19 protein-coding genes and 1 tRNA gene are annotated in these 21190 nt (G+C 71.5%); 3 read left to right on the top strand and 17 right to left on the bottom strand.

The window, feature by feature from the left end; all coding sequences use genetic code 11:
* Positions 1-253 precede the first annotated feature (253 nt).
* From H7A69_RS03555 to rplU, 10 genes are all read right to left on the bottom strand, one after another.
* Positions 254-326, bottom strand: a tRNA-Ala gene (locus tag H7A69_RS03555).
* 122 nt (positions 327-448) lie between these two features.
* Positions 449-823, bottom strand: a complete 375-nt coding sequence (gene rsfS / locus H7A69_RS03550) for a ribosome silencing factor (protein WP_069711486.1) — start codon at positions 821-823, stop codon at positions 449-451.
* Between the two features lie 131 nt (positions 824-954).
* A complete protein-coding gene (locus H7A69_RS03545; protein WP_182045815.1) occupies positions 955-2373 on the bottom strand; it encodes a hypothetical protein in 1419 nt (472 codons plus the stop codon).
* Entirely contained in the window at positions 2370-2969 is a 600-nt protein-coding gene (gene nadD / locus H7A69_RS03540) for a nicotinate-nucleotide adenylyltransferase (protein WP_083263708.1), read from the bottom strand. Before nadD ends, H7A69_RS03545 begins: the two co-directional genes overlap by 4 nt.
* A gap of 11 nt (positions 2970-2980) precedes the next feature.
* A complete protein-coding gene (locus H7A69_RS03535) occupies positions 2981-3181 on the bottom strand; it encodes a hypothetical protein (protein WP_069711488.1) in 201 nt (66 codons plus the stop codon).
* A gap of 44 nt (positions 3182-3225) precedes the next feature.
* The gene (locus tag H7A69_RS03530; RefSeq protein WP_182045813.1) at positions 3226-4491 is read right to left on the bottom strand and encodes a glutamate-5-semialdehyde dehydrogenase; all 1266 of its coding nucleotides are present in this window, start codon (positions 4489-4491) and stop codon (positions 3226-3228) included.
* 178 nt (positions 4492-4669) lie between these two features.
* Positions 4670-5488: a glutamate 5-kinase gene (gene proB / locus H7A69_RS03525; RefSeq protein ID WP_259346069.1), complete on the bottom strand. Its 819-nt coding sequence runs from the start codon at positions 5486-5488 to the stop codon at positions 4670-4672.
* 7 nt (positions 5489-5495) lie between these two features.
* On the bottom strand, positions 5496-7004 hold the full coding sequence (gene obgE, locus H7A69_RS03520) for a GTPase ObgE (protein WP_069711490.1): 1509 nt from the start codon (positions 7002-7004) through the stop codon (positions 5496-5498).
* A gap of 126 nt (positions 7005-7130) precedes the next feature.
* On the bottom strand, positions 7131-7382 hold the full coding sequence (gene rpmA, locus H7A69_RS03515; RefSeq protein ID WP_022905368.1) for a 50S ribosomal protein L27: 252 nt from the start codon (positions 7380-7382) through the stop codon (positions 7131-7133).
* 14 nt (positions 7383-7396) lie between these two features.
* Positions 7397-7705, bottom strand: a complete 309-nt coding sequence (gene rplU, locus H7A69_RS03510; protein WP_069711491.1) for a 50S ribosomal protein L21 — start codon at positions 7703-7705, stop codon at positions 7397-7399.
* 177 nt (positions 7706-7882) lie between these two features.
* Here rplU and H7A69_RS03505 point away from each other — a divergent pair, with 177 nt between their 5' ends.
* Positions 7883-8155 carry a DUF4031 domain-containing protein gene (locus H7A69_RS03505; RefSeq protein ID WP_069711492.1) on the top strand — a complete coding sequence of 91 codons (273 nt, stop codon included), beginning with the start codon at positions 7883-7885 and terminating at the stop codon, positions 8153-8155.
* A gap of 74 nt (positions 8156-8229) precedes the next feature.
* Here the strand turns inward: H7A69_RS03505 and H7A69_RS03500 are convergent, their stop codons facing one another.
* Both H7A69_RS03500 and H7A69_RS03495 read right to left on the bottom strand, forming a co-directional pair.
* Positions 8230-9183 carry a hypothetical protein gene (locus H7A69_RS03500; RefSeq protein ID WP_182045811.1) on the bottom strand — a complete coding sequence of 318 codons (954 nt, stop codon included), beginning with the start codon at positions 9181-9183 and terminating at the stop codon, positions 8230-8232.
* 1 nt (position 9184) lies between these two features.
* On the bottom strand, positions 9185-12040 hold the full coding sequence (locus H7A69_RS03495) for an Rne/Rng family ribonuclease (RefSeq protein ID WP_182045809.1): 2856 nt from the start codon (positions 12038-12040) through the stop codon (positions 9185-9187).
* 335 nt (positions 12041-12375) lie between these two features.
* On the opposite strand from H7A69_RS03495, the gene H7A69_RS03490 reads away from it, so the two are divergent.
* Positions 12376-12978, top strand: coding sequence for a vitamin K epoxide reductase family protein (locus tag H7A69_RS03490; RefSeq protein ID WP_259346067.1), 603 nt, complete (start codon positions 12376-12378; stop codon positions 12976-12978).
* Positions 12979-13445: 467 nt separating this feature from the next.
* Here the strand turns inward: H7A69_RS03490 and H7A69_RS03485 are convergent, their stop codons facing one another.
* The 5 genes from H7A69_RS03485 to ileS are packed head-to-tail and all read right to left on the bottom strand — an operon-like array spanning position 13446 to position 19905.
* Positions 13446-14297 carry a DsbA family protein gene (locus tag H7A69_RS03485; protein ID WP_069711496.1) on the bottom strand — a complete coding sequence of 284 codons (852 nt, stop codon included), beginning with the start codon at positions 14295-14297 and terminating at the stop codon, positions 13446-13448.
* A gap of 28 nt (positions 14298-14325) precedes the next feature.
* The gene (gene ndk / locus H7A69_RS03480; protein WP_182045807.1) at positions 14326-14745 is read right to left on the bottom strand and encodes a nucleoside-diphosphate kinase; all 420 of its coding nucleotides are present in this window, start codon (positions 14743-14745) and stop codon (positions 14326-14328) included.
* 26 nt (positions 14746-14771) lie between these two features.
* Positions 14772-15188 carry a DUF4233 domain-containing protein gene (locus H7A69_RS03475; RefSeq protein WP_069711498.1) on the bottom strand — a complete coding sequence of 139 codons (417 nt, stop codon included), beginning with the start codon at positions 15186-15188 and terminating at the stop codon, positions 14772-14774.
* Positions 15185-16654, bottom strand: coding sequence for a bifunctional folylpolyglutamate synthase/dihydrofolate synthase (locus H7A69_RS03470; protein WP_182045805.1), 1470 nt, complete (start codon positions 16652-16654; stop codon positions 15185-15187). Before H7A69_RS03470 ends, H7A69_RS03475 begins: the two co-directional genes overlap by 4 nt.
* Positions 16651-19905 (bottom strand): isoleucine--tRNA ligase, encoded by a 3255-nt coding sequence (ileS, locus tag H7A69_RS03465; protein ID WP_182045803.1) that lies wholly within the window; start codon positions 19903-19905, stop codon positions 16651-16653. Before ileS ends, H7A69_RS03470 begins: the two co-directional genes overlap by 4 nt.
* A gap of 242 nt (positions 19906-20147) precedes the next feature.
* Here ileS and H7A69_RS03460 point away from each other — a divergent pair, with 242 nt between their 5' ends.
* Complete coding sequence (locus tag H7A69_RS03460) at positions 20148-21179, top strand: cation diffusion facilitator family transporter (RefSeq protein WP_182045801.1); 1032 nt, start codon at positions 20148-20150, stop codon at positions 21177-21179.
* Positions 21180-21190 lie beyond the last annotated feature (11 nt).

Below are 21190 nucleotides of genomic sequence, written 5' to 3'. Positions count from 1 at the left end.
TGAAGACCATCATCTATTTGCACATCGTGACTGTCACAGCGGCTGAGTCTAATAGATAGACGCATCTTGCAACTTCGGACGAAATATTCGCGCTAGGGGACAGGGACGGGGAGGATCAGGAGAGGCACGAGTCGGGGATGAGGGGGTAGAGTGAGGCGGCGGGCGGGAGTCACGTCGGACCGCCGAGACCGGTACCCGGGAACGACGAAACCCCGCCGCATCGCGACGGGGTTCCTGCGTGTTCCGTTGTGGGTGGATCTGAGGGGACTCGAACCCCTGACCCCCTGCATGCCATGCAGGTGCGCTACCAGCTGCGCCACAGACCCGTGATGGTACTGCCGTTCGTCTTACTGTTCTTCCGTGCCACCGTTCCCGGAGGCACCATGGAAGCGTACACCACGCGAACCCCGGGTGACGAAATCGTCGCCGCCACCCGGGCGCGTCGCACCTACGCGGTGTGGTCGACCGGCAGTTCGAGCGGGATCGTCGGGCAGTCCGACCAGAGCCGCTCGAGCGAGTAGTACTGGCGGTCTTCCTCGTGGAAGACGTGCACGACGATCTCCCCGAAGTCGATGAGGACCCAGCGGCCCTCGGTCCGTCCTTCGCGACGGAGGGGCTTCGCGCCGGCCGCGATGAGCCGGTCCTCGACCTCGTCCGCGATGGCGAGCACGTTGCGCTCGTTCCGACCGGTCGCGAGCAGGAACACGTCGGTGAGCTGCAGCGGGGCGGTCACGTCGAGGGCGACGAGGTCTTCGGCCTGCTTCGCGTCGGCCGCCTGGGCGGCGATCTGCACGAGTTCCAGTGCACGTGGGGAGGCGGTCACGGAGTCCTTCCGGTCGACGGACCCGCCGTGTGCGGCTCCGTGTGGTGGGTCCCGATCATAGGCCACCCCGCCGACAGCGGCCAGGCCGGTGCGGCGGGGTGGACGAGGACCCGAGGTGGTGTCGGGGGCGGTCAGCCGCCGAAGTGGGTGGTCAGCAGCGCGACGATGATGACTCCGGCCGCGGCGAGGCCGACGGCGCCGACGGTGACGCCGAGGATCACCGGGGTGCGGGACTCCTTCGGCTTCGCCGCCGCGAGGACGACCTGTCGCGTGGAGGTGTGGCTCGACACCGCACGGCTCGCCCGCACGGGGCTGGCGTCCGTCTCGGGCTGCTCGTCGTGCTGCTCGAGCAACCGGTCGACCTCGGCACCGTCGATCGGTCGGTGCGACCCGGTCGACGAAAGCGAGGCGGGCAGGTCGATCGACCCGGTCAGGATGACCTCGCCGGTCGCGTTCAACGCGCCCGTCGGGTCCGCGAGGGCCGAGTCGGGCAGCACGATCGAGTTCGTGTCCTGCACCGCCAGACGGCGGACCCCGGTCGCGTCGTGCACGTCGTCGCCGTCCTGGGCCTGCTGCGACCAGTGACCGGCGGGCGGCTCGAAGGCGGTGGTGACGGGCTTGGGCTCGGTCGGCCGCTGGAACGCGGCGGGCAGACGGGGAGCCTCCGGCACATCGCGACCGTTCCGGTCGTCGTCGCGGTCGTCGGTCGCGGGCGTCGGCCGCTGGACCGGTACCTCGTTCGTGTCGTCGTCGAGCGACAGCGGGAAGACCACGGGCGTCGAGGAGGACGGCACAGCGGTCGTCGGCACCGCAGCGGGCGACCCGGTACCGGCGTCCTGCGCGTCGTCGTCCTGGCCGTCGTGGTCCTGCGCGTCGTGGTCCTGGGCGTCGTGGTCCTGCGCGTCGTGGTCCTGGGCGTCGTCGTCCTCCGGCGGCGCCCACGTCGAGCGGTGCCGGCGCGGTTCCTCGGCGTGTGCGGCGGCCTCGCTCAGGGGCTCGACGGCATCGGGCGATCCGTCGGCCTCGGTGGCCTGCGCCACGGTCGCGGCGTCGAGCTGCTCGGGCTCGGCCGCCGACTCCTGCGCGGGGTCGTCGTGCGCGCCGCCGTGCAGGTCGTCGACGGATCCGATGACGTCCTGCACGGTGCGGTCGGAGGAGTGCGGCGTCGGCGCACGCAGGGGCACGGGCTGGACCGCCTGCCCCTCGGCCTCGCGCATCAGCCGGAGCTGTCGGCGGGTGAGACCTCCGGTCCCCGGCACGATCTCGGTCGCGGAGGCAGGTGCCGGCGTGAGCGGGAAGACGCCCGCGGCCGGAGCGGTGCCGGCGGAACGCGGCCCGCTCTCGCTGCCCGGACGGACGGCGGACTGCGCCGGTCCGCTCGGCGAGGGCGCAACGTGCGAACCGGGGCGACGCGGCCCGTCGGCCTCACCGGTGGTGGGGGCGGCGACGGTGGGCGGCGGCGTGACCGGCTGCCCGCCGGCTGCGGCGGCACGCTCCCGCTCGCGCGCCTCGCGCCGCGACAGTGGCGGCTGCGCGTCGGACGAACTCATGCAACGCTCCGATACAGGTGGTGCTTCGAGATGTACTGGACGACCCCGTCCGGGACCAGGTACCAGACCGGGTGGCCACGCCTGACCCGGTCGCGGCAATCGGTCGAGGATATCGCCAGTGCGGGGACTTCGAGCACGCTCACGTCACGCTCGGGGAGACCGGTGATGCTCAGGTCGTGCCCCGGCCGCGTGACCGCGACGAAGTGCGCGAGGTCCCACAACTCATCGTGGTCCTTCCAGTCGAGGATCTGCTGAACGGCGTCAGCGCCCGAGATGAAGACGAGCTGGGCGTCCGGTCGCTGGTCGTGGAGGTCCCGCAGGGTGTCGATCGTGTAGGTCGGACCGGGCCGGTCGATGTCGACGCGGCTGACGGTGAACATCGGGTTCGACGCCGTCGCGATCACCGTCATGAGGTAGCGGTGCTCGGCGTCGGTGACGTCGGACTTCATGTACGGCTGGCCGGTCGGGACGAACACGACCTCGTCCAGGTCGAAGGCACGGGCGACCTCCGATGCCGCCACGAGGTGCCCGTGGTGGATCGGGTCGAACGTGCCACCCATCACGCCGATGCGGGGGCGCCCCGTGCTCTCGAGCATCGAGCGGCTGGTCAGAGCTTGGTGTGACCGAACTCGTCGACACCCGTCTCGTGGTGGCGGGTGGCCTCGAACTTGTGCGAGTGGCGGTAGGCGACGTCGCGGAAGCTCCAGGTCACGAACCCGAGGAAGATGAAGAAGAGCGCGCCGCACATCGGGAAGACGAACGCGGGGACCGAGGAGGCGTGCTCTGCGGCTTCAGCGAGGAAGGTCATCGGTCCGGTGCTCCGTTCGATCGGGTGGGAAGTCGCCGCCCAGTCTAGCCGCGGATCTGACCCTGCCCGCGCACGATCCACTTGGTGCTCGTCAGTTCCGGCAGCCCCATGGGGCCGCGGGCGTGCAGCTTCTGCGTGGAGATGCCGACCTCGGCACCGAAGCCGAACTCCCCGCCGTCGGTGAAGCGGGTCGAGGCGTTGGCCATCACCACGGCCGAGTCGACCTCGGCGAGGAACCGCTCGGCCGTGACGAGGTCGTCCGTGACGATCGACTCGGTGTGGTGCGTCGACCACCGCGCGATGTGCGCCATCGCCGCGTCGACGTCGGGCACGACGCGGATCGAGAGGTCGAGGTCCATGGACTCCGTCGCCCAGTCGGCCTCGGTCGCCCGCAGCACGCCCGGCACGATCGTCCGGGTGGCGTCGTCCCCACGCAGGGTGACGCCCGCGGCGCGCAGCCGGTCGGCCAGCTCGGGCAGCAGCCGCTCGGCGGCACCCTCGTGCACGAGCAGGGTCTCGAGCGCGTTGCAGACGCTCGGCCGCTGCACCTTGCTGTCGAGCACGATGTCGACCGAGCGCGCCAGCGGTGCCGAGGCGTCGAGGAACACGTGCACGACGCCGGCGCCGGTCTCGATCACGGGCACCTGCGACTCGGTCACCACCGTCTGGATGAGCGAGGCGCTCCCCCGGGGCACGAGCACGTCCACCAGGCCCCTGGCGCGCATGAGGTCCGTCGCGCCCTGTCGCCCGAACTCGTCGATCGTCTGCACGAGGTCCGCCGGCAGCCCGACCGAGGCGACCGCGGCGCGGATCCGCTCCACCAGCTCGGCGTTGGTGCGCTGCGCCGCCGACCCGCCGCGCAGCACGACGGCGTTGCCGCTCTTCAGTGCCAGGGCGGCGATGTCGACCGTGACGTTCGGGCGCGCCTCGTAGATGGCCCCGACCACCCCGAACGGCACGCGCACCTGGGTGAGCTGCAGGCCGTTCGGCAGCCGGGAGCCGCGGACGTGCTCCCCCACCGGGTCGGTGAGGCCGACGACGTGCTCCACCGCTGCCGCCAGGGCGTCGATCCGTCCCGCGTCGAGCCGCAGCCGATCGAGGAGTCCGGAGGACGTGCCGCGCTCCTCGCCCGCCACGAGGTCGTCGTGGTTCGCGGTGACGATCGCGTCGGTGCCTTCCCGGAGGGCCGCCGCCACGGCCCGGAGTGCCCGGTCCTTGACCGCGGTCGTGGCCGTCGCCAGTGCGGTCGACGCGGCACGGGCGGCGACGAGCTTGTCGGTGAGCGTGGGAGCGGTGACCGTCGGCGACATGGTCCGATGATAGGTCGCCGCCGGGATCGTGACGGCGACGAGACGCCACCTTCAATGCGAGACGGTCCGGCGGCGCCGAGACGGGCCCGGATCCGGCGGCGTCTCGGCCACGTGGCGGTGTCTGGCCACACGCTGGACCGGCACCGCGCCTCCCGGCCGCTCGCCATTGCCTGCTGCGTCAGCCGCGCGGAGCCGCGTGGAACCAGGTGCCGACGTGCTCGCCGGTCAGCGCCCGGTCCACCAGCGCCGTCGCCGTCACGAGCACGGCGGTGCCGGCCTCGGCCGCGAGCCGAGCGGCGGCGACCTTGGTCCCCGCTCCCCCGGTGCCGACCCCGGCCTTCCCGGCGGACCCGAACGTGACCCCGGCGAGCTCGTCCCCGAACGGGACCTCGTCGATCGGCTCCGCGTCCGGGTGCTCGGGGGGTCGCGTGTACAGCGACTCGACGTCGGACAGGAGCACGAGCGCATCGGCGCCGAGCAGCCGGGCGACGAGCGCCGCGAGTCGGTCGTTGTCGCCGAAGCGGATCTCGTCCGTGGCGACCGTGTCGTTCTCGTTGACGATCGGCAGCACCCGCAGCGCGAGCAAGCGGTCCACGGCGCGCTGGGCGTTCACCCGGTGCGTCGGGTTCTGCAGGTCACCGGCGGTGAGCAGGACCTGCGCCGCGACGACCCCGTGCCGGTCGAGTTCCTTCTGGTACCGGAACATGAGCACGTTCTGGCCCGTGGCCGCCGCCGCCTGCTGCGTCGCGAGGTCGTCCGGCCGCCCCTCGAGTCCGAGGAACGGGAACCCCGTCGCGATCGCGCCGGAGGACACCAGGACCACCTCGGTCCCCCGGGCGTGCGCGGCGGCGATCGCGTCGACGAGCGCCGCGATCTGCCCGGTGTTCTCCCCGCTGACCGACGACGACCCGACCTTGACCACGAGCCGACGTGCACGCGGGACGTCCTGCCGCCGGGTGACGGGTCCGAGGTCGGTGCGCGCGCTCGTGTCGGTCATGCCGGGATCAGTCCTCGTCGTCGTCGGCCCACAGGCCGGAGATGCGCTCCTGCTCGAGTTCGGCGCGTGCGGCCGCCTTGGCGTCCATGCGCTCGAAGTAGTCCTCGCGGCGCTCGTTGCGGGTGGGTCGCGAGGACCCGCCGACCCGGGCGTCGGTGCCGCGGGCACTCGTGATGAGCTCCGCGGTCGAGGTGAGCGTGGGCTCCCAGTCGAACACCATGCCGCCGTCGCCGCCGATCACGACGGTGGAGCCGGCGACGGCACCGGCCTTGAACAGGCCGTCCTCGACGCCGAGCTTCGCGAGCCGGTCGGCCAGGTAGCCGATCGCCTCCTCGTTCGTGAAGTCGGTCTGCACGACCCAGCGCTCCGGCTTGGCGCCACGGACCCGGTAGAAGCGGTGCTCCTCGCCGCCCTCGGCGCGCACGGTGAAGGGCTTCTCGTCGACCGCCTTCGGCCGGAGCACGATGCGCTCCTGCTCCGGTGCCGCGGGACGCTCGGCGCGGGCGCGCTCGACGACCTCGGCCATGGCGAAGGTCAGCTCGCGCAGGCCCTGCCGGGAGGCCGTCGAGATCGGGAAGACGCGGTAGCCGCGCTCCTCGAGCTCGGCGGTGACGAACTCGGCGAGCTCGGCGGCCTCGGGCACGTCGACCTTGTTGAGCGCGACGAGCTGGGGACGCTCGAGCAGCGGCGTCTGTCCCTCGGGCACCGGGTAGCGCTCGAGCTCGCCGAGGATGACGTCGAGGTCGCTGAGGGGGTCGCGACCCGGGTCCATCGTCGCGCAGTCGATGACGTGCAGGAGCGCCTCGCAGCGCTCGACGTGGCGGAGGAACTCGAGGCCGAGGCCCTTGCCCTCCGAGGCACCCTCGATGAGCCCGGGGACGTCGGCGACGGTGAAGCGGACGTCACCGGACTCGACGACGCCGAGGTTCGGGGTCAGGGTGGTGAACGGGTAGTCGGCGATCTTCGGCTTCGCGGCGGAGACCGCGGCGATGAGCGAGGACTTGCCGGCGCTCGGGAAGCCGACGAGCGCGACGTCGGCGATGGTCTTCAGCTCGAGGCTGACGTCACCGGTCCACCCGGGCGTGCCGAGCAGCGCGAACCCGGGGGCCTTGCGCTTCGTGGTCGCGAGCGCCGCGTTGCCGAGGCCACCCTGGCCACCGGGGGCCACGACGACCCGCATGCCCGGCTCGGTCATGTCGGCGAGGACCTCGCCGCCCTCGTCGTGCACGACGGTGCCGATCGGCACGGGCAGCTCGAGGGTCTCACCGCTCACGCCGCTGCGGTGGTCGCCCATGCCGGGCTGACCGTTGCGCGACGAACGGTGCGGCGAGCGGTGGTAGCCGAGCAGGGTCGTCACCTGCGGGTCGGCGACGAGCACGATGTCGCCACCGTCGCCGCCGTTGCCGCCGTCCGGGCCGGCGAGGGGCTTGAACTTCTCACGGCGGACCGACACGCAGCCGTTGCCGCCGTTCCCCGCGGTGAGGTGCAGGGTCACGCGGTCGACGAAGGTCGCCATGGGTCCACTCCTAGGTGTTGCAGCGGGGCCACGAGGTGTCGCAGCGGTGCCGCCGGGTGTTGCACGAAAGAACGGGAGGGGCGGGCACGTGGCCCGCCCCTCCCGCAGAGTCTGTCGTCGCTGGTGTTACGCGTTGACGATGTTGACGACCTTGCGGCCGCCCTTCGTGCCGAACTCGACCGAACCGGCCGAGAGGGCGAACAGCGTGTCGTCGCCACCGCGACCGACGTTGGCGCCCGGGTGGAAGTGGGTGCCACGCTGGCGGAGGATGATCTCACCGGCGTTGACGACCTCGCCACCGAAACGCTTCACGCCGAGGCGCTGTGCGTTCGAGTCACGACCGTTGCGAGTGGAGCTCGCACCCTTCTTGTGTGCCATCTTCTACTCCCGCCTTACGCGATCGAGGTGATCTTGACGCGGGTCAGCTCAGCGCGGAAACCCTGACGCTTCTTGTACCCGGTCTTGTTCTTGAACTTCTGGATGACGACCTTCGGACCGCGGAGGTCCTCGAGCACCTGTGCGGTGACGGTCACGTTCGCGAGCTCGGAGGCCGCCGACGTGATCTTGTCACCGTCCACGAGGAGCACCGGGGCGAGGTCGATGTTGCCCTTGTCGTCGGCCTTGGCACGGTCGAGCGTGATGATCGTCCCGACCTCGACCTTTTCCTGACGGCCGCCGGCGCGCACTACTGCGTAAACCACGTGGAATTCCTTACGTACTCTGCTTGAGGGAAGTCTCGGGTGCCCACTTCTGCACGAGCGGCTCCCGGAGCCCGGGCCCGATCGGCGACGCAGGCAGAACGGCCCGCTGACACCAGGGATCGAGTTTACTCGATGTCCCCGGCTCCGGTCAAACGGCGACACACGTAGCATTGCCGCGTGACCGTGCTGATCGACCCGCCGACGTGGCCCGCCCACGACACCGTCTGGTCGCACCTCGTCAGTGACCGATCCTACGACGAGCTGCATGCCTTCGCCGCACGCGCCGGGATCCCCCGCCGGGCGTTCGACCACGACCACTACGACGTCCCCCTCGCGCGCTACGACGAACTGGTCGCCGCGGGTGCCACGGCCGTCACCGGGCGTGAGCTGGTGCTCCGCCTCATCGCGAGCGGACTGCGGGTGGCGCAGCGGGACAAGCGCGCGCACTGAGGTCGCGCCCCGACGGTGAGTCCAGACGGCGCCGGACGGGAGGCACGCCCCGCTCCCCGGCGGGACGGGTCCGGTCAGCGGGTCGGCGGCATCCAGCGGTCGTCCGGTCCCGGGACCGGCTGCTGTCCGCCCACGTTGGGCTGCCCCGGCTGCTGGCCACCCACGGGCGGCACGGACGGCCCCGGGTCCCGCGGCAGCGGCGGACCCGGTACGGGCTGCACGGTCGACGGCGGGACCGCGTCGGCCGGGCGCACGGTCCCGGGGCGGCCAGCACCGGACTGCTGGCCCGCGCGCTGTCCGCGGGGACGGCCGAGCCACAGCCACGCCGCGGTGGACGTCGCGAGGAGCATGAGGGTGAAGGGGACGCCGTTCTGCAGCGGGGCGGTGACGACGTCGATGACGAGCCGGGCTCCCGAGCCGGTGCGGGCGGCCGCCCACGACCCGGTGAACACCCCGACGAGGGCGAGCGCGACCGTCCCGGCGGCACCGGCGAGGACAGCGCGGAGGAGCACCGTCGGCAGCGGGCTGCGGCGGGCGATCGGCGTGAGGAAGGCCAGCGCCGTGAACGCCCCGGCGTAGAAGGGGAACGGCGAGGCGAAGACGCCGGAGACGAAGCTGCCGAGCAGGGTCGCACCGGTGCCGTAGGTCGAGAACGGGTGCACCACCAGGGACGTCCCGAGCAGTCCGAGGACCCCGGAGACGAACTCGACGAGCACGACGGACACGACGGCGATGAGCGCGCCCGTCGTGTTGGCGACCGAAGCACCCGGTGCGAAGGCACGACGCGGGTCCCCGCTGCTGCGCCCCGACCGTCCCCGCGGCCGGAGCCCGGGCGGCTGCTGCCCGCCGGGCTGCTGCCCGTACGGCTGGTGCGGGACCTGCTGCCCGGCGGGCTGCTGCGGGACCTGCTGCCCCGCCCAGGCGTTCCCGGCGGAGGGGCCCGGCCCGGGCGGTGCAGGCTGCGACCAGCCCGCACCGTAGAACCCGCGGTCCGGCTGCCGTCCGCGCGGGTCGCCCGGGTCGGTCACCTCAGTTCCCCACGATCACGGCGCCGTCGTCCTGCACGTCGTCACCGGACGACGCGGGCGCGCTGATGCTCGGGGACGACACCCGCCGGGACCGCGAACGGCCCTGACCGGGCTGCTTCGGCTCCGGGAGCGCCTGCAGCACCGAGTCGAGCAGCGACTCGGCGTCGTCGCGGACCGGCCGCGGCTCGCGCTTCGTGACCGCGACGGGGATGTCGAGGATCGCGACCGTGTTCTCCGTCGGGGTGACCGGAGCGCTCGAACTCACGCGACGTCGGGCCGGCGCGGCGCTCTTCGTCGGCGCGCCGGTCGGCTCGTCGGCAGTGGTCGCCTCGGCGACCGCGGGGACGTCCGCACGGGCGGCGGGCTCGGGCGCAGCGGTCGGCTCCACAGCGGTCGGCTCCACAGCGGTCTTGTCCACAGCGGCCGAGGGCAGCTCGTCGGTCGACGACGACGCCTGCTCCGCACCCGGGGCACCGGCGCCGCGGCCACCACGGCGACGACGACGCTTCGAGCCGGACGGCTGCTCGCCACCCTGGCCGTCGGCGGCGGGGGTCGACGCGTCCTGCTCGGTCCCCTGCTCCGGCGCGGACACCGGCGAGACCGTCGACGCGGCGGGAGACTGGCCACCGTTCGGAGCCGCGACACCGGTCACACCGGCGGCGGCCTCGTCGTGGGGCAGCGTCGAGGCCGCGATGCGGGACAGCGCGTTCTTGACGTCCTCGGTGATCTGGTGCGCCTGGGACGACTGGCCGTTCGACCCGTGCGAGCCGTTGCCCGACGCGCCGTTGCCGTTGCCGTTGCCGCCGTTCGGGCCGCTGTTCCCGCGGGCCTTCCGCCGGCTCTTCGACGGCCCCGGGTCCGCGTTGTTGTCGTTGACCTTCGCGTTGACCTCGTCGAGGGACTCGCGGAGGCCGACACCGATCTTCTTGCGGGTCATCTGCACGAGACCGAGCGACGTGACCTCGGCGACCTGGTGCTTCGTCCGGTCGCGGCTCAGGCACTCGACGAGTCGACGGAGCACGAGGTCACGGTTCGACTCGAGCACCATGTCGATGAAGTCGACGACGATGATGCCGCCGATGTCCCGGAGCCGGAGCTGCCGGACGATCTCCTCGGCCGCCTCGAGGTTGTTCTTCGTGACGGTCTCCTCGAGGTTGCCGCCCGAGCCGACGAACTTGCCCGTGTTGACGTCGACGACCGTCATGGCCTCGGTGCGGTCGATCACGAGCGAGCCACCCGACGGCAGCCAGACCTTGCGGTCGAGCGCCTTCTCGATCTGCTCGTTGAGGCGGTACTCCTCGAAGGAGTCCGGGCCGTCGTAGATCTCGACGCGGTCCTTGAGGTCCGGCGCGACGGCGTCGAGGTACTCCTCGATCGTGCCGCGGGCGGCGTCGCCGTCGATGATGAGCTTCGTGAAGTCCTCGTTGAAGACGTCGCGGACGATCTTCACGAGCAGGTCGGGCTCCGAGTGGAGCATGACCGGTGCCTGGCCGTTCGCGACCTTCTTCTGGATCGCCTCCCACTGGCTGGTCAGGCGCTGCACGTCGCGGGTGAGCTGTTCCTCGGTCGCGCCCTCGGCCGCGGTGCGCACGATGACGCCCGCGTGCTCCGGCAGGACCTCCTTGAGGATCTTCTTCAGGCGAGCGCGCTCGGTGTCCGGCAGCTTGCGGGAGATGCCGTTCATCGAGCCGTTCGGCACGTACACCAGGTAGCGACCGGGCAGCGAGACCTGCGAGGTGAGGCGGGCACCCTTGTGGCCCACCGGGTCCTTCGTGACCTGCACGAGCACCTTGTCGCCGGGGCGGAGCGCGGCCTCGATGCGACGGCCGTGGTTGCCGGTGTCGACCGAGTTCCAGTCGACCTCGCCGGCGTAGAGCACTGCGTTGCGGCCGCGGCCGATGTCGACGAACGCCGCCTCCATCGAGGGCAGCACGTTCTGCACCTTACCGAGGTAGACGTTGCCGATGAGCGAGACGTTGTGCGACTTCGTGACGTAGTGCTCGGCGAGCACGTTGTCCTCGAGCACGCCGATCTCGATCTTCGACGAGCTCGACCGCACGATCATCTGGCGGTCGACGCTCTCGCGGCGGGCGAGGAACTCGTCCTCGGTGATGACCGTGCGACGACGACCGGCGTCACGGCCGTCGCGGCGACGCTGCTTCTTCGCCTCGAGACGCGTGGAGCCCTTGATGCGCTGCGGCTCGGTGATGAGCTCGGGCTCGCGACGACGCGGTTCCTGGTGGTCGCGCGGTTCGCGGACGCCCCGCTCCTGACGGTCGGCGCTGCTGCCACGGCGGCGCGAGCGACGACGGTTGCCGCCCTGCTCGTCGTCCTCGTCCTCGTCGTCGTGCTCGTCGCGGGCCGGGCGGACCGGGAGGTCCGGCAGGACCGGCGCGTGGAAGATCAGGCTGAGCGTGCTGGTCGCGCGCGGGACGAAGGGCTCGGCGGCCGACTCCTCCGGCTCGGCTGCCGACACGGGCTCGGCTGCCGACGCGGGCTCCGGACGGGAGGCAGGGGTCGCCTCCGTCACGGGCGTCACCGCGGCGGGGCTCGCGTCCTCGGACACCGGCGGCGTCCCGACGACCGGCTGGCTGCCGGTCACGGTCGACACGTCCTGCGGCTCGGTCGCGGCGACCGCGACCTGCTCGACCGCCACGGGCGTCGACGCCGGGACGGCGTCGGGCGCCGTCGGCGCGATCGACTCGTCGGCGACCGTCTCGGCGTCCGCGGTGGCCTCGTCGACGTCACCACGGGCCTCCAGGCCGGTGGACCGCGCGCGGCGGTTGCCGAAGAGGCGTCCCCGGCGCTTCGGTGCGACTTCTTCGTTGTTCGTGTTGTCGGTGTTCTGCTCCACCATGGATCTGGTGCACTCCTCGGCCCCACTCGCGCCCTGTCGGACGGCGGGAATTCTGTGGTTGTCACGGGTGGCGTCGACGTCCCCGTGTTCGTTCCTTGCGACCGGAGCGCACCACCCTGGGGTTGTGGTCCTCGGCCGTTCCGTGTCGGGCACCCGGCCCGTCCGGCTCGGCGTCCCAGGTGACGCGAGTCCCGGTCACGGCGCGCTCTCACCGCACCTGATCGTCCGGGCTGCGCCCGGAAAGCTCTCTCGCCGCACGGATCGGCCGCGCGACTCCAGCCATTGTCGCACGACGTGCCAGGAAAGTACCGGAACGGGCATGCGATGATGACGGCGTGAGCACGAGCGCAACCTCGCCCCGCCGCCCCGTCGCCATGGCGGTCTTCCTCGTCGTGACCGGCGCGGTCGGCCTCTTCGCCGCGTTCAACCTGGTGATCGACGAGTTCGCGAAGTACGAGAACCCGTCCAAGGCGCTGTCCTGCGACGTCAGTCCCTTCGTGAACTGCTCGCAGGTGATGACGAGCTGGCAGGGGTCGCTCTTCGGGTTCCCGAACCCGCTCCTGGGCGTGATGGGCTTCGTCGCCCCGATCGCCGTGGGCGTCATGCTGCTCGCCGGCATGCGGAACGGACACCGGTGGTTCTGGGTCCTGTTCAACGCGGGGGTGTTCCTCGCCTGGGTCTTCGTGACCTGGCTCTTCACCCAGACCGTCTGGGTCATCGGCTACCTGTGTCCCTGGTGCCTGCTCGTCTGGAGCGTCACGATCCCGATGTTCTGGATCTTCACGACCTGGAACGCGGCGCAGGGACGCTTCGGCGCCGGGCTCCAGCGGGTCGGGCGCGCGCTGCTGCCCTACTCGTGGGCGCTCGTGCTGGCGAACTACGCCGTGATCGTGGTCAGCATCCTGATCGTCTTCCCCCGGGTCCTCACCACGCTCTGACGCCGGCCGGCGCTCTTGCGCCGCGCGCGCTGCTGACGCCCGTGTGCCCCGCGCGCTGCTGCCCACGGACGACTGCGTGCGCGCCCGTTCCTTCCCATGACAGGTGCGGTACCTGACGAGAACGGGCGTCCCTGGCGGAACAGAACGACCAGGCACGCCCGGAACCACCAGGCACGCACGGACCGACCAGGCATCCCCGCGGCCCTGTCCCTCGACCACCCCGCTCCTCCGCGCCGCGGGTGCTCGGTGCCCGTTCCTTCCCACGACAGGTGCGGTACCTGGCGGGAACGGGCGTCCCTGGCGGAACAGAACGACCAGGCACGCCCGAACCCACCAGGCACGCCCGGAACGACCAGGCACGCGGGCGCACCGAGCAACTCCCGCACGAGCGACCCCGGCGACCCCGGGCACGACGACGGCCCCGCACCCCCGGGAGCGGGGGTACGGGGCCGAACGGCGTGGATCGACTACTTCGCGGCGGCCTGGATGGTCGGCACGACGTCGGTGAGCGTGTTCACGCGCTGCCCGTTCACGAGGATGGTCGGCGTGCCGAAGCCCTGCGGACCCTTGAGGCTCTCGTCGGCGAGCACCTGGTTCGTCACCTTCGTGACCCACCCCTTGTACGTCTCGTTCGACAGGCACTCGGAGACCGCGGAGCTCGTGGCGCCGCCGGCCTTCACCAGGTCGGCGATCTCGGCGTTCGTCAGGCCCTTCGTGCCCTCCTCCGGCTGCTTCTCGAAGAACTGCGTCTGCACGTCGAGGAACTTGTCCGGCTCGTTGTTCGCGACGCACATGGCGGCGTTCGCGGCACGGCTGGCGTAGCGCGACCCGAGGTAGCTGCGGTCGAGGATCGAGACCGGGTGGATCTCGAGCGTCGCCTGACCGTTCTTGACGTAGTCGGCGATCTGGTCGGCGTAGGCGCCCTCGAACTGCTTGCACACGGGGCAGGCCCAGTCGACGTACTCGACGACCTTGACCTTGCCGTCGCTGTCGGCGGTCGGGACCGGGGACGGGGTGCCGTCGGCGGAGACACCACCCGTCGTCACCGGCTCGATCTTGCCGTCGGCACCGGTGAACTGGATGCCGCCGGTGACCATGTTCTTCGGGCCGGCGGCCGACACGGAGCCGCCACCGTTGTTGACGTTCACCACGACGATCGCGACGATGGCCGCGACCGCCACGATGCCCAGGCCGATGCCGCCCTGGAGGAACCACTTGTTGCGGCGCTTGCGACGCTTCTCGGCGTCGGCGCGCTGGCGGGCGACGTCGCGGGCGTGCTGACGGCGCTCGTTCTTGGTCGGTCGGTCGTTGTTCGTCATCGCTTCGGGATCCTGTCGGGGCCGGGGGTCACGCGAACCAGAGGGCGAGCTCGCGGGCGGCGGACTCCGGGGAGTCCGAGCCGTGCACGAGGTTCTGCTGCACCTTGAGGCCCCAGTCACGACCGAGGTCGCCACGGATGGTGCCCGGGGCCGCCGAGGTCGGGTCGGTGGTGCCGGCGAGCGAGCGGAAGCCCTGGATCACACCGTTGCCCGCGACGCGCACGGCGACGACGGGTCCGGACTGCATGAACTCGACGAGCGGCTCGAAGAACGGCTTGCCCTGGTGCTCCTCGTAGTGCGCGTCGAGCAGCTCGCGGGAGGCCGTCACCATCTTCAGGTCGACGATCTCGTAGCCCTTGGCCTCGATCCGGCGGAGGACCTCTCCGGTGAGCTGGCGGGCGACGCCGTCGGGCTTGACGAGGACGAGGGTCTCTTCGAGATCGGACACGCAGTTCTCCTGTGGTTCGGTGGTCGTCAGTCCTCGCCCTGCGCGGCTCGGAACGCGGCGTTCTGCCGGTCGAGCTGACCGCCCTTGACGAAGCAGAACACCCACAGCGCCAGGAACACCGCGCCGACCGCGAACATGAACGGTTCGATGAAACCGGTGGCGAGGATGGCCGCCTGCAGCAGCCACCCGAACCATACACCGGCCGGCTTGCCCGTCAGGCGTGAGGAAGCTGCGAGGACGATGATCGCGAGGATCCCGCCGCCGAACGCCGCGAGCGGCGGCAGCGTGCCCTTCCCGTACACGACGAGCATCGGGAAGAAGAACATCACGGCCTCGAGTCCGAGGGTGATCGCGAGCAGGCTCTCGCGGGCACCGCGCTGCGGCCGCGGCTTCCGCACGCGCGGCTGGCGGCCCGGCCGGGAGGCCCGGGGTGCGTCCGTCACTCCGCCTCGCCTCCCCCGGGACGCAGCCCCTCCGCGTGGACCAGGTCCATGACCTTGCCCACCATCACGATGGACCCCGCGACGAGCACGAGGGCGTCCTCGGCGTCCGCCTCGTCCGCCAGGTCGCGCGCCTCCTGCAGCGCCTGCTCGAGCGACGGCTCGACGACGACGCGGTCCTCGCCGACCTCGGCCACGACGACGCGCGCGAACGCGTCGGCGTCCAGGGCGCGGTCGCCGGGCGGCTGCGTGACGACGAAGGTCTGCACGGTGTCCTTGAGCGCGCGGACGAAGCCGCGGGCGTCCTTGTCGCCGAGGATCCCGACGACGCCGACGACGTGCTCCGACGGGAACGCGACCGGCAGCGCCTCGGCCAGGGCGCGGGCCCCGTGCGGGTTGTGCGCGGCGTCGACCACGACGGTCGGCTCCTGTGCGATCGGCTGCAGGCGACCGGGGCTGGTCGCCGCGGCGAGGCCCTCGGCGAGGACGTCCTCGTCGAGGGCCTGCGACCCGCGACCGAGGAACGACTCGACCGCGGCGATCGCGACCGCGGCGTTGTGCGCCTGGTGCTGCCCGAACAGCGGGACGAACAGGTCGTCGTACCGGCCGGCGATGCCCTGCACGGTGACGAGCTGGCCGCCGACCGCCGGGGTGTCCGACACGACCGAGAACCCGGTGCCCTCGACGGCGAGCGTCGACTCGGTGAGCTCGGCCGCACGCTCGAGCTCGGCGAGCGCCTCGGGCGTCTGCGCGCTCGACACGACGGACGACGACGGCTTGATGATCCCGGACTTCGTGCGGGCGATCTCGGCGACGGTCGACCCGAGCTGCTTGGCGTGGTCGATCGCGACGGGCGTGATCACCTGCACCTGGCTCTGCACGACGTTCGTGGAGTCCCACTCCCCGCCCATGCCGACCTCGATCACGGCGACGTCGACCGGCGCCTCGGCGAAGCACGCAAGGGCGAGGACGGTGAGCGCCTCGAAGAAGGTCAGGGGCTGCTCGCCCCGGTCGGTGAGCTCCTGGTCGGTCATCGCGAGGATCGGCGTGATGTCGTCCCAGTTCTCGACGAACCGACTCGGCGCGATCGGCTCGCCGTCGACGACGATGCGCTCGCGGATCGAGACCAGGTGCGGGCTCGTCATCAGGCCCGTCCGGAGCCCGTGCGCGCGGACGATGCTCTCGGTCATGCGGGCGGTCGACGTCTTGCCGTTCGTCCCCGTGACGTGGATGACCGGGTACGCCAGGTGCGGGTCGCCGAGGAGTTCGACGGCACGTCGGGTCGCGGTCAGCCGGCGCTCGGGGGCCTGCTCGCCGATCCGGGCGTACAGGGCCGCCTCGACGCGCCGGACCTCGTCGTCGTCCCCGCCGTACGGCAGGGCCTCGGCCGGGGTCTGGTCGCCGGACGGGCCGACGGGGATCTCGATGCCGTCCCCAGTCGGGTCGTCGTACGCGTTGCTGTCGCTCATGCGCGTGCCACCTCCACGGACACCTTCGCACCGTCGCCGACGTCCGAGCCCTCGCCGGGAGCGAACGTCGTCGTGGTCACCTCGACGCTCGTCGCCAGGGTCTCCCCCGCGATGAGCTGCTCGTGCTCGCGGACCGGGCCTTCGGCGCCGGCCGACACCCGGAGGGTCAGGGCGATGCGGTCGCTGATGTCGAGGTCGGCGTCGCGGCGGGCCTGCTGCACGGCGCGGACGACGTCGCGGGCGAGCCCCTCGGCCTCGAGCTCCGGCGTGGTCACGGTGTCGAGCACCGCGAAGCCGCCGCCGTCGAGGAACGCCACCGCGACGGAGTCGTCCGCCACGGTGAGGTCGAGCGTGTACTCGCCCTCGACGAGGTCCACCCCGCCGACGGTGACGCCGGACTCGGTCGCGACCCAGTCGCCCTGCTTGGCGGCCGGGATCACCTGCTGCACCTGCTTGCCGATCCGGGGACCGGCGGCACGGGCGTTGACGGTGAGCTTCCGCTCGATGCCGTAGCGGCCGAGCGAGGACTCCTCCTGCTGCTCGAGCACGACCCGCTTCACGTTGAGCTCGTCGCGCAGGATGTCCGCGAACGGCTCGATCGCGGTCGGGTCCGGCACCACGAGGGTGAGCGTGGCGAGCGGCAGACGGACGCGCCGTCCGGTGGCCTTGCGGAGCGCGAGGCCCTTCGAGGCGACGTCGCGCACGTGGTCCATCGCGGCGACGAGGGCGTCGTCGGCCGGGAACTCGTCGGGCGACGGGAAGTCCTCGAGGTGCACGCTGCGCCCGCCGGTCAGGCCCTGCCAGACCTCCTCGGTGACGAGCGGTGCGAGCGGCGCGGCGACGCGGGTGAGCGTCTCGAGCACCGTGTGGAGCGTGTCGAACGCCGCCTGCGCCTCGGGCGAGGACGCCGCGCCGAGCCAGAACTTGTCGCGCGAACGCCGGACGTACCAGTTCGTCAGCACGTCGGCGAAGTCGCGGACGGCCTGCGCCGCGAGCGGGGTGTCGAGCGCGTCGAGGTGCGTCGTGACGTCGGCGACGAGCACGCGGGTCTTCGCGAGCAGGTAGCGATCGAGCACGTCGGTGCTCGCAGTGCTCCGCGTCGCCTGGTACCCGTCCTCGCCCGACGCGTTCGCGTAGAGGGTGAAGAAGTAGTACGTCGACCACAGCGGCAGCAGGAACTCGCGGACGCCCTGGCGGATGCCCTCCTCGGTCACGACGAGGTTGCCGCCGCGGATCACCGACGACGACATGAGGAACCAGCGCATGGCGTCGGCACCGTCACGGTCGAAGACCTCGGAGACGTCCGGGTAGTTCCGGAGCGACTTCGACATCTTCTGGCCGTCCGAGCCGAGCACGATGCCGTGGCTGATGACGTTCCGGAAGGCCGGGCGGTCGAACAGCGCCGTGGACAGGGCGTGCATGACGTAGAACCAGCCGCGGGTCTGCCCGATGTACTCGACGATGAAGTCCGCGGGGCTGTGCTCCTCGAACCACTCGCGGTTCTCGAACGGGTAGTGCACCTGCGCGTACGGCATCGACCCGGAGTCGAACCAGACGTCGAACACGTCCGAGATGCGGCGCATCGTCGACTGCCCGGTCGGGTCGTCGGGGTTCGGGCGGGTCAGGTCGTCGATGAACGGACGGTGCAGGTCGACCTCGCCGTCGGCGTTCAGCGGCAGCCGGCCGAAGTCGCGCTCGAGCTCCTCGAGGGAGCCGTAGACGTCCTGGCGCGGGTACGCCGGGTCGTCGGACACCCACACCGGGATCGGCGTGCCGAAGTAGCGGTTGCGCGACACCGACCAGTCGATGGCGTTCCCGACCCACTTGCCGAACTGGCCGTCCTTGACGTTGTCCGGCACCCAGTTGACGTCCTGGTTCAGCTCGCCCATGCGGTCGCGGAACTCCGTGACGCGGACGAACCACGACGAGACCGCCTTGTAGATGAGCGGCTTGCGGCACCGCCAGCAGTGCGGGTAGCTGTGCTCGTAGGACGCCTGGCGCAGCAGACGGCCCATGTCGCGCACGGCCTTCGTCAGCGGCTTGTTCGCATCCGACCAAAGCATGCCGGCGACGTCACCGAACTGCGCGGTGAAGACGCCGCCCTCGTCGAGGGACAGCACGACGGGGATGCCGGCGGCCGCGCAGACCTCCTGGTCGTCGGCGCCGTAGGCCGGGGCCTGGTGCACGATGCCCGTGCCCTCGCCGGTCTCGACGTACTCGGCTACCAGGACGCGCCAGGCGTTCTCGTAGCCCTCCTGATCGGCCAGGAAGTCGAACAGCCGCTCGTACTCGACGCCGTCGAGCTCGGCGCCGGCGACCGTGCGGAGCACGGCGGCGAGCGCGTCGTCGGCCGACTCGTAGCCGAGGTCCTTCGCGTGGGCCGCCACGGTGTCCGAAGCCAGGAGGTACCGGGCCGCACCGGCGTCGCCACCGTCAGCCGCGCCTCCCGGCCCGGCCGGCACGACCGCGTACGCGATCTCCGGACCGACGGCGAGCGCCGCGTTCGTCGGCAGCGTCCAGGGGGTCGTCGTCCAGGCGAGCGCGCGGACCCCGGTCAGGTCGAGCTCGGCGGCGCGGGCACCCTGCAGCGGGAACGACACCGTGACCGACTGGTCCTGGCGCATCTTGTAGACGTCGTCGTCCATGCGCAGCTCGTGGTTCGACAGCGGGGTCTGGTCGTTCCAGCAGTACGGCAGGACGCGGAAGCCCTCGTACGCCAGACCCTTGTCCCAGAGCTGCTTCCACGCCCACAGGACGCTCTCCATGTAGGTGACGTCGAGGGTCTTGTAGTCGTCCTCGAAGTCGACCCAGCGCGCCTGGCGGGTGACGTACGCCTGCCACTCGTCGGTGTACTGCAGCACGGACTTCCTGGCGGCCGCGTTGAACACGTCGACGCCCATGTCGTCGATCTCGTGCTTCTCGGTGATCCCGAGCTGGCGCATCGCCTCGAGCTCGGCGGGCAGGCCGTGGGTGTCCCAGCCGAACCGGCGGTGCACCTGCTTGCCGCGCATGGTCTGGTAGCGCGGGAAGACGTCCTTCGCGTAGCCGGTCAGCAGGTGACCGTAGTGCGGCAGGCCGTTGGCGAACGGCGGGCCGTCGTAGAACGTCCACTCGGTGCAGCCCTCGCGCTGGTCGATCGACGCCTGGAAGGTGTCGTCGCCCTTCCAGAAGGCGAGGATCCCCTGCTCGACGGCGGGGAAGCTCGGCGAGGGCGTGACGCCGTCGGCGTTCGAGTTCAAGGGGTAGCGCACCGCATGGCTCCTGTGGTCGGGGTCGTCTGCCACGAGGACGGAGCGTGCTCCGCGGTACCACCTCGCTTGCCGGCCGCTGCTCGCGCTGCGACCGACCGCTCGTTCGCCGGATGGGGTGCGGTCCGGTCCGCCCGGGTCTACTGACGGCGGTGGTGCTGCCGCGTTCTGCCGGAGGCTCCCCGGTGATGGCCGGTTCGACGCCTGGTGGGACGAGTCTACAAGAGTCGGAGCATGCTGGAGCGATGCCCTCGTCCGAGAAGCAGGACCGTCCGGAGTCCCTGCTCACCGTCGTCATCGCCTTCGCCGCCAACCTGCTCGTCGCCGTCGCCAAGACCGTCGCCTCCATGCTCACCGGATCGGCGTCGATGACCGCCGAGGCCGCGCACTCGTGGGCCGACACCGGCAACGAGGTCTTCCTGCTCGTGGCGGAGCGCCGGGGTGCGAAGCAACGGGACCGGAAGCACCCGCTGGGCTACGGACGCGAGACCTACATCTGGTCGATGTTCGCCGCGTTCGGCCTCTTCACCGCCGGCGCCGTCGTGTCGATCTGGCACGGGATCACCGAGCTCGGCGAGACCGGTCCCGCAGAGGACGTCGTCCTCAACTACGTCGTGCTGGCGATCGCGTTCGTCCTCGAGGGCACGAGCTTCCTGCAGGCCTACCGCCAGGCGCACGGTGCCGCCACGAAGCGCCGCGTGCCGGTGCTCCGGCACGTGCTGCAGTCGTCGAACCCCACGCTCCGGGCCGTCTTCGCCGAGGACGCCGCCGCGCTCGTCGGTCTCGTCATCGCGTTCCTCGGGGTCTTCCTCCACCAGGTCACCGGCCTGGCGGTGTTCGACGCGATCGGCTCCATCGCGGTGGGGCTGCTGCTCGGGGTCGTCGCGATCGTCCTCATCGAGCGGAACCGCCGCTTCCTGGTCGGCGAGGCCACCTCGCCCGAGCTGGAGGACGCCGTCCTCACCGAGCTGCTCCGCCGCGACGAGGTGGAGCGGGTCACGTACCTGCACCTCGAGTTCGTCGGTCCGTCGCGGGTGTTCCTCGTCGCCGCCGTCGACCTGACCGGCAACGAGGACGAGGACCACGTCGCCGTTCGGCTGCGTCGGGTCGAGGAGTCCCTGGAGACCAGTCAGTACATCGAGGAGGCGGTGCTCACGCTGAGCATCCCGGGCGATGCGTCGCTCGCGGCGCGCGGGGACGGCGAGGTCCCTGCGATCGTCCGCGACGGCACGGTCGAGGACGTCGCGTCCGGCGGCGCGGGCACGCTCCGGGCGTAGGGCTCGACCGC

Source organism: Curtobacterium sp. ME26, assembly GCF_903970945.1.
Taxonomy (GTDB): domain Bacteria; phylum Actinomycetota; class Actinomycetes; order Actinomycetales; family Microbacteriaceae; genus Curtobacterium; species Curtobacterium citri.
This window is presented reverse-complemented; position numbering and strand designations above follow the sequence as displayed.

Bases quoted from the DNA above. Each gene is read 5' to 3' on its own strand.
- nadD (WP_083263708.1), bottom strand. From the start codon at position 2,969: ATGCTCGAGAGCACGGGGCGCCCCCGCATCGGCGTGATGGGTGGCACG.
- H7A69_RS03460 (WP_182045801.1), top strand. From the start codon at position 20,148: ATGCCCTCGTCCGAGAAGCAGGACCGTCCGGAGTCCCTGCTCACCGTC.
- proB (WP_259346069.1), bottom strand. From the start codon at position 5,488: ATGACCGACACGAGCGCGCGCACCGACCTCGGACCCGTCACCCGGCGG.
- H7A69_RS03485 (WP_069711496.1), bottom strand. From the start codon at position 14,297: ATGACGAACAACGACCGACCGACCAAGAACGAGCGCCGTCAGCACGCC.
- rpmA (WP_022905368.1), bottom strand. From the start codon at position 7,382: ATGGCACACAAGAAGGGTGCGAGCTCCACTCGCAACGGTCGTGACTCG.
- obgE (WP_069711490.1), bottom strand. From the start codon at position 7,004: ATGGCGACCTTCGTCGACCGCGTGACCCTGCACCTCACCGCGGGGAAC.
- H7A69_RS03470 (WP_182045805.1), bottom strand. From the start codon at position 16,654: ATGAGCGACAGCAACGCGTACGACGACCCGACTGGGGACGGCATCGAG.
- H7A69_RS03495 (WP_182045809.1), bottom strand. From the start codon at position 12,040: ATGGTGGAGCAGAACACCGACAACACGAACAACGAAGAAGTCGCACCG.
- H7A69_RS03545 (WP_182045815.1), bottom strand. From the start codon at position 2,373: ATGAGTTCGTCCGACGCGCAGCCGCCACTGTCGCGGCGCGAGGCGCGC.
- H7A69_RS03535 (WP_069711488.1), bottom strand. From the start codon at position 3,181: ATGACCTTCCTCGCTGAAGCCGCAGAGCACGCCTCCTCGGTCCCCGCG.
- H7A69_RS03530 (WP_182045813.1), bottom strand. From the start codon at position 4,491: ATGTCGCCGACGGTCACCGCTCCCACGCTCACCGACAAGCTCGTCGCC.